Source organism: Haloimpatiens lingqiaonensis (genome assembly GCF_901447495.1).
GTDB classification, from domain to species: Bacteria; Bacillota; Clostridia; order Clostridiales; family Clostridiaceae; genus Haloimpatiens; species Haloimpatiens lingqiaonensis.
The window spans coordinates 1-8092 of sequence record NZ_CABDWS010000106.1; the positions used below are offsets into that span (position 1 = coordinate 1).

Annotated in this window: 6 protein-coding genes, 1 pseudogene and 1 other annotated feature; of the genes and pseudogenes, 1 reads left to right on the forward strand and 6 read right to left on the reverse strand. The window is 30.7% G+C overall.

The features are described from left to right. Positions 1–82: 82 nt before the first annotated feature. Together FGK85_RS13915 and FGK85_RS13920 are read right to left on the reverse strand one after the other, a co-directional pair. A complete protein-coding gene (locus FGK85_RS13915) occupies positions 83–685 on the reverse strand; it encodes an ECF transporter S component (protein ID WP_138207618.1) in 603 nt (200 codons plus the stop codon). 385 nt (positions 686–1070) lie between these two features. Further along, positions 1071–2453: an MATE family efflux transporter gene (locus tag FGK85_RS13920; protein WP_138207620.1), complete on the reverse strand. Its 1383-nt coding sequence runs from the start codon at positions 2451–2453 to the stop codon at positions 1071–1073. Positions 2454–2799: 346 nt separating this feature from the next. Here FGK85_RS13920 and FGK85_RS13925 point away from each other — a divergent pair, with 346 nt between their 5' ends. Continuing rightward, positions 2800–4191 carry an MATE family efflux transporter gene (locus FGK85_RS13925; RefSeq protein ID WP_138207622.1) on the forward strand — a complete coding sequence of 464 codons (1392 nt, stop codon included), beginning with the start codon at positions 2800–2802 and terminating at the stop codon, positions 4189–4191. A 157-nt stretch (positions 4192–4348) separates the two neighbouring features. On the opposite strand, the gene FGK85_RS13930 is transcribed toward FGK85_RS13925, so the two are convergent. The 4 genes and pseudogenes from FGK85_RS13930 to FGK85_RS13945 all read right to left on the reverse strand — a co-directional run bounded on the left by FGK85_RS13930 (position 4349) and on the right by FGK85_RS13945 (position 7025). Further along, on the reverse strand, positions 4349–4813 hold the full coding sequence (locus FGK85_RS13930) for a GreA/GreB family elongation factor (protein WP_138207624.1): 465 nt from the start codon (positions 4811–4813) through the stop codon (positions 4349–4351). 109 nt (positions 4814–4922) lie between these two features. After that, positions 4923–5072, reverse strand: a pseudogene (locus FGK85_RS15830) (HAD family hydrolase); the annotation flags it as partial. Positions 5073–5318: 246 nt separating this feature from the next. Further along, positions 5319–5486, reverse strand: a complete 168-nt coding sequence (locus FGK85_RS13940; protein WP_171011441.1) for a hypothetical protein — start codon at positions 5484–5486, stop codon at positions 5319–5321. Between the two features lie 213 nt (positions 5487–5699). Next, positions 5700–7025 (reverse strand): DUF4317 domain-containing protein, encoded by a 1326-nt coding sequence (locus FGK85_RS13945; RefSeq protein WP_138207628.1) that lies wholly within the window; start codon positions 7023–7025, stop codon positions 5700–5702. 447 nt (positions 7026–7472) lie between these two features. Continuing rightward, positions 7473–7692, forward strand: a binding site (T-box leader). Positions 7693–8092 lie beyond the last annotated feature (400 nt).

Consider the following 8092-nt stretch of genomic DNA (forward strand, 5'->3'; position numbering starts at 1 on the left):
AAGTTGTTAACTGTCCCCTTTTATTCTTTTAGAATATAAAAAGTTTTTTTATTACATATAAAATATAATAAATAATTATTTATTACTCAGTTTTTTCAATTGGCAATAAAAAGCCTGATTTCCTTAAAAGTGGCAATGTAGCATTGAAAATTAAAGCTACTAGTATTACAGATACAACTGCATTAAAAAATGTAGCAAATGCGCTTAATTTAGCTAGGATTGCCGCAGCCTTTTGAGGTTGTCCTAAAATATATTGTTTATAGAAATATCCTACTACAGGATCGAAAATCACATTAAAACCTAGTCCACAAATTGAAGCGATAATGCTCCATTTAAATATATAACCCTTATCATTGCTCTTGCTTATTTTGGCATACTTATGAGCAACCAATCCTGTTATTAAACCAATACATAATTTCAATACAAATGTTTTTGGTGCTACTAAAATATATACAGGATCCAATAAATCTGCTATGGTCATTCCAATAGCTCCAGCCAATCCTCCATACCATCCACCAAGAAGTAAAGCAGCTAATACACAAAATGCATTACCTATGTGCAATGAAGTGGCATCTCCCCCTGGTACTGGAATTTTAAATTGAAGAAAAGTAAATGATACAAAGCATAATGCCGCAAATAATGCAGTTTGACATAATTTTAGTATTTTTAAATTTTTATTTTTCATATAATCCCCCCGCTTATAGCTAATATTTTCCCATAAAATTACTAGGCCTACTATAATAAATGTTATGTATATACGGTATGCAATTATAGTACATACAATAATGTTATATATTATTGGCCTTCTATGGTGCCAGGACTATTATATTGCTGAAAAAACATTTTGGCAATTGTATGGATACAATTATCGTTGTAAATAATAAGTAAAAAGTAAAAAGTAAGAAGTAAGGAGTAGTTAATGGGGACAGTTAACAACTTTTCATCAAAATATTGCCTAAAAGTTGTTAACTGTCCCCAATTATTTTTGATTATTTCCATTGCTAAAAGGAATTAACTGTCCCCATATATTTTTATAACTGCGAAAGTTGAATTATTAACTAGTCACTTTACTATGATATATTGGATTCATTTAAGCACTCTTTCTTTTCTTTAAGGCGTGGCCAAACTGTCAGCAGCATTGTTATATAGCAAGCTAGTCCACCTAGGAAATTAGAAATTGGCTCGGCCAAGAATACTCCATTAGTGCCTAAATTAAACATTTTAGGTAGCATCAATGTAAGTGGAACCACGATAATTATTTTACGTAGCAGTGAAAAGAATATTGCCTGCTTGGATTTTCCAAGGGCGACGTAAGTAGACTGCCCTGAAAATTGTAAAGACATCATAAAGAAACCGAAAAAGTAGATATTCATTGCAGGAACACCATTTTTGATTAGTTCAGGATTATTATTAAATATTCTTATAAAAAATTCAGGAAAAGTTCTTAAAATAAGCCACAGTGCAAATGTATAAATTATGCAAACTACAGACATAAATTTAATTCCGCTTCTAACTCGACCATATTCTTTTGCACCGTAATTAAAACCTAGAACTGGTTGAGAACCGTTAGTAATTCCCCGTACAGGCATCATAATGATTTCACGTACAGAATTAATAATGGTCATGATACCTATATATAAATCGCCACCGTAAATTTGTAAAGTAATATTACAAACAACTTGTACAACACTATTTGTAAGAGCCATAATAAAACTAGATAATCCAAGAAAAACAATTCTCTTTAATATTGACAAATTTATTTTGAAATTTTTATATTTAAGCCTAAGAATTGCATCTCTTCCAGTTAAAAATTTTAAAACCCAATAACAGGATAAAAATTGAGATATTACAGTAGCTAATGCTGCACCCTTAACACCCATATGCAATAAAAATATAAAAATAGGGTCTAATATGATATTTGTAATAGCACCCAGCAAAATGGTCATCATGCCTATCCGTCCAAATCCTTGACAATTAATAAAACTGTTCATGCCAAGGCTTATCATAACAAATATGCTTCCAATTAAATAAATTGTAATATAGTCATTTGCATATGAAAATGTAGAACTGCTAGAACCAAAAAGAAATAGCAGAGGTTTCTTAAAAATTAATCCTAATATAGTTAGCGCGGCACCAAATATAATTAAAAGCGAAAAAGAGTTTCCCATTATTTTTTCAGCTTCCTCAATATCGCCTCTACCCCTAGCGATAGAACAAAGTGGAGCACCACCCATTCCAAAAAGATTAGCAAAAGCCATTATTATTGTAATAATAGGAAGTGTAATACCAATGCCCGTAAGAGCTAAAGTGGATGCTCCCGGAATTCTACCAATATACATACGATCTACAATATTATAAAGAATGTTTATAAGTTGCGCTAAAGTCATAGGTAAAGCAAGACTTAATATGCGTTTTGGAACACTTCCCTTAGTAAAATCATTTTTTTGTCTCATTCTTGTTCCCCCCCACTGTTAAGTATACACCAAAATAATGGGGACGGTTAAGAAGTTTTAGTTATGAATGAAAAATAAAATAAAAAAATAGGGACGGTTGAAAAAATATGAAAAAATAGGGACGGTTAAGCTATTTTAGCTATGAATTAAGCTAAAATAGCTTAACCGTCCCTAGTAATAGGATTACTTAAACCGTGCAAAATAAAGCTTTACGATGAATTTACAACACTATAGTGGAAAAAACGCGGTAAATAAGGTATAAAAAGGAATAATCGATGTTTTTGAGGAAATTTAGAATTATTGGCTGAGAGTTATGTTATAATTAATAATAGGGAGGGAGAAAAGTATGGAAAAGATTTTAAAAATATTTACCGCAAAGGATATGACTGAGGGCACACCATGGAAGAGAATTGTTGAATTTTCTATACCTATGCTAATTGGAAACGTAGCTCAGCAGCTTTATAACACAGCTGATTCTATTATTGTAGGAAAATATGTAGGTGATAATGCTCTTGCTGCAGTTGGAAGTGCAGCTCCTATATTAAACCTTCTGCTTGTGCTTTTCGTTGGAATTGCCACAGGAGCAGGGATTATGGTTGCACAATATTTTGGGGCCAAAAAACGCAAGCAATTATCTCATACCATCGGTGTTTGCATGACACTTACTGCCATTGCTTCTATAATAATAATGATTATAGGACCTATGGTTACACGTCCACTGCTTTTATTATTAAAAACCCCAGCTTCTATAATTGATTGGTGTACAAAATACCTTATTATTTATTACGTAGGTATTGCAGGCTTTGCTTACTATAACATTTTAGCAGGAGTTCTTCGTGGGCTAGGTGACTCTGTATCTGCACTTGTGTTTTTGATTATTTCTACAATTTTAAATGTTATATTGGACCTTTGGTTTGTTGCAGGTATGGGTTTGGGAGTTCCAGGAGTTGCTATTGCAACTGTTGTTGCTCAAGGAATATCAGCGGTGCTTTGTATTATTAAATTATCAAAAATGAGGAGTGTATTTGATTTAAATTTAAAAATGTTGAAAGTTGAAAAGGACTATTCTCTTAAGCTTATAAAACTAGGATTGCCATCAGGATTAACTCAAGCAATATTTTCTCTTGCTATGATAGTTGTACAATCCTTAACTAATAGTTTTGGAGAAATGGTTATTGCGTGTAATGTAATAGTTATGCGTGTAGATGGATTTGCAATGATGCCTAATTTTACTTTTGGAACGGCTATGACAACCTATGCAGGACAAAATATTGGAGCTAGAAAAATGGATAGAGTTGACCAAGGAACTAAGGATGGTACCATGATTGCAGTTGGAGTGTCCACTACCATAACGATTTTAATTTTAATTTTTGGAAGATACCTTATGGGAGTTTTTACAGATACAAAAGAGTTAGTTGACTTAAGCATGCATATGATGAAGATTCTAGCCTTTGGGTATATTGCAATGGCTGTAACACAAAGTTTATCAGGTGTTATGAGAGGTGCCGGGGATACAATGACACCTATGTGGATTTCACTAATTACTACAGTTATTGTGCGTGTTCCTGTGGCTTATGGAATTGCTTATCTTACTAGAAGTGCAGCATATCCTACAGGAAGACCTGAATCTACATTTATTTCACTGCTTGTTTCATGGACATTAGGAGCTATTATAACTACAATTTTCTTTAAAAAAGGAAAGTGGAGAAATAAGGGATTTGCTGAAAATATAAAATAGTATTGTAAAACATATCTAAAAAATTAAAAGAGAATCCAGTGGCAAACTTAATTGTTATGCCTACTGGACTCGTAAATGCCTGCTAGACTCATAAATGTATACTAACTCATAAATCCCTACTAGGTTCGTAAATGTATACTGACTTATAAATGAAAAATTACAGTATTTCTAATACTTCTACTGAATATTTTTCTCCGGGGGCATTAACTTCAACTACATCTCCAGCTTTTTTGCCTGATAGGGCCTTGCCTAAATCTGATTCTATACTTATATGCATATTTTCAGGATCCAAATCCATAGTGGTTACTAATGTTATAACATCTTCAAAATCATCTTCTACAAATTTAATTCTAGCCTTGCTATTAATTCCTAGTATTGATTTATTCACATCATTTTCATCTATTATAGTTGCAGTGGAAATCATAGTCATTAAATACTGAATTCTATTATCATTTTCTCTATAATTTGCACAAGCTTCTTTATACTCAGCGTTTTCAGATCTATCACCATGGGCAGCAGCTTCTAATTTTTCTTTTGCAATTTGAGCTCTCTTTACAGTCATTCTATATTCTAATTCTTCTTCTAATTTTTTCATATTTTCTTCAGTTAGTTTATTGTTCATAAAAAAATAAAGCCTCCTAAAATATATTATCTTAATATATTTATTATATTTATTATATAATATATATGTAAAAATAAAAGATAAAAGAGAAAAAACAGAAAGCATTTAATTTGAATGATGTTTTATATATTAATTTATGGGATTTTGCACCCCCCTTTTGAGAAGATATGACAAATGATGAAAAGTAATCCCTTAAGCCTGCTTGTTTAAAGACATTTTCTAAGGAGGGCCAGGCATCTGATATTACTGCTAATTTATATATTGCTAAGGCGGACATTTTTAAATATAACAATTATTTAGGTTTATTTTTTATAAAAATTTGATATAATATAAATAAGAAACTCACTTAGGCGAGCTGAGGAGTGCAGAATTCTAAAGAAATAAAATTTCTAAGAATTCTAGCAAGAAAGGCTTAGTGCTGGTAACACTAAGCAATCCTTAGAACATTTATTTTGTTTTAGGGCTATTGGATGAATTAAATAGAGATTTAATTAAGAGTTAAGCACTATTCTTGGTCGGATGGGTGCTTTTTCTCTTTGCCATTAAGTTCTATATGAATACCAAGAAATTTAATCTTGATAATTAACTTAGAAATAAAAAGATTATGTTTTAAAACTAATTTAATGATATAAATAGTAACAAAGCTTTTTATAGTTAATTCTAGCATATCCAATACCACCCCCCCTAACTATGATGATATATTCACCAATAGTCCAAGGAGGATAAAATGTTCAAAACCTCCGCAGCCATCCTACTACGGATTTCAAAATATTACTTTAGAATTATACCATATTTATGTAGAATATATACACAAGAATAAAATGGAAAAACTTCACTTGGAGTAGTTACGGAGAACCGTACCATAAATAAGTGAAGTTTATATAATTTAAACCAAATCATCCAGGCCATTAACTGTAGCTTGTTCATCCTCATTAATAGGAATAACTATGCATTTTTGACCATCAATTATTTGAGATTTTATTTGAGGTATTTTTTCAGGTTTTACTTGAAGTATAACGTCATAGTCAGAAGTAACTTTATTATCTTCTGAATTTGTATCGTCAGCTTCTTCTGATACCACATTATCATCATTAATTTCTGTAGACAAGACATCCTCATTATCTACAGCTGCCTCTTGTTTAACTTCTTTAAGTCTAGTTTGAAGTATTTCTACTTGCTTTTCAAGCTGTTCTTCCTTTTTTCTTTGAGCATTGGCCTTAAGTGCCTTTTGGTCAATTAAATTATCGGCTAAAGGCAGGTCTTCACCAAAGCTTTCTACATAAGATTTTTCAATTTTAGTAGTAACTTCTTCAGGAACTCCGCTTTCTATTAGAAGATTTTGTATCTCCTTTTGTGTTAAGGTTATAGGTTCGGCATCTGTATCACCATACATTTCATTGTATTCATCTATCATACTATTTAGGTTTTCTTGTATTTCCATAAAAGTTTTCTCAGCTTCTTTTTCATCAGTACTAATATGATCTTTAATAATTGCTTGGAAAGTTTCCTTTTGTATAGTTGCAGTTTGTTTTGAAGAACAACCTAAAGCATTTTCCATTAATTCAGGATGTGGATCCTTTGCATTTTTAGTGTAGTACATAATAGCGTTAACGTCTGAACTACGATCAATAAAAGCAGGAAACACAAAGCCAAGGGTAGGAACATTAACCACCCAATCTCTAATACGTGCCTTTATTTTCTTTTCTTCTTCAAAATATCTAAGCCCAGGATCTGAAAGTGAAACAGGACATATTGCACATAAAATATACTCATAAACTTCTTCAGACTCATCTATCTTAGCATTATCATTAGTTTTAGTAATAACATCATAAGCATCATGAAAAACTAGTATTAAAAAATTACCAGTATAATCATAGTTATCTATAATAGATTTATAAAAATCTTGAAGCAAGGCATCATCTTTTAATTGACTTCTTTTAAGCTTAATAAGAGAAAGTTGTTTTTCATTTTCAAGATTCTCATTTAGTGGAAAATTAAGTTCTAAAATATTATTGCCAATAGTTCCAGAGAGAACTTTTTTAGCAATTTCTAAATACTTAAAGTACTCATCCTCATCTAAATTTAAAAAGCTTTCTCTAAAATTTAAAATAATATTTTTTTCACCATTAACATAGCAACCACACAGTTTAGTGAAGGTGCAATGATCTTTTTTTAAACGTTTTTTTAATTCAAGTATATCTTTTTTTCTCATATAAAAACCTCTCTAATTTTTCATATTTATTAAGAAACCCGTAAAACTTCCGTTGTTTATCTCGGAGGATGTAAGGGTTTAATAGGTGGCATTAAATACTATAATACTATTAAGTATAGTATTTTTCCTCTATTAATTAAAGATTTTATTAGAAAATTTTAACGCAAACCATGTATAAATCATAGGCAGTAAGTATTCTTTTAATAAGTGTTAGCAATGCTTGAAATATGTACAACACTCAACCACTGGAAAAAAACTATCACCTATATTTTTGATAGTCTTTTTAGTTTTAATGTTTGAATCTATGGCGTTTTTTACATTACAGCTAGTAAAAAAATAAATAAACAAAAGCTAATTTTGGATTGATTAATAAAAATATAGCTATACTATTTACAATAATCAGCGGTATAGGTATAATAGTACTATATTTTGAAAATAATAATATTGATAAATGCATTGAAGGAGAAGAGTATATAGAAATTAATTTAAAGCGAGTTAGGGAGGGTGCAAGCCTAATATTTGATTCTATAGAAAGAAGCTCTGGAGCTTAAACTGAAAGCCTTATTGCGTAGTAGGTTTAGGGGGTCTCCCCATATAGAGATAATGAGTGGGTTAAGTTTAATTAACCAATTTAGGTGGTAACGCGGAAGTAGCTTTCGTTCTAATGTTTTAGGACGGAAGTTTTTTTATATTTAGTAAGGAATATATTAAGTCCAGCTAAGAAAAATCAATAATAAAAGTTAATAATAAAAATCAATAATAAAAGTCAATAAGAAAAAATAATTATTGTTTTTACGAGCTTAAAAAAAGGCAATAACAATAAGTTTTGCAGGAGGAAAAAAGCAGTAACCTTTGCTAAAGTTCCGTTAGGACTATTTTAACATTAGGAAATTCCTTTATAAACAGTTAAATGAAATCTGTACAGATTGGAAAGTAGAATAGACAGCAACTATGGAATTGGGAGAATCCCCACAGAAAAACATAGATACTTTCTTATCTATACTAAAATATAAAAATAAATAAGTTTATAGTCAGTTAAATGACTGCTATAAACTTATTATACGAGG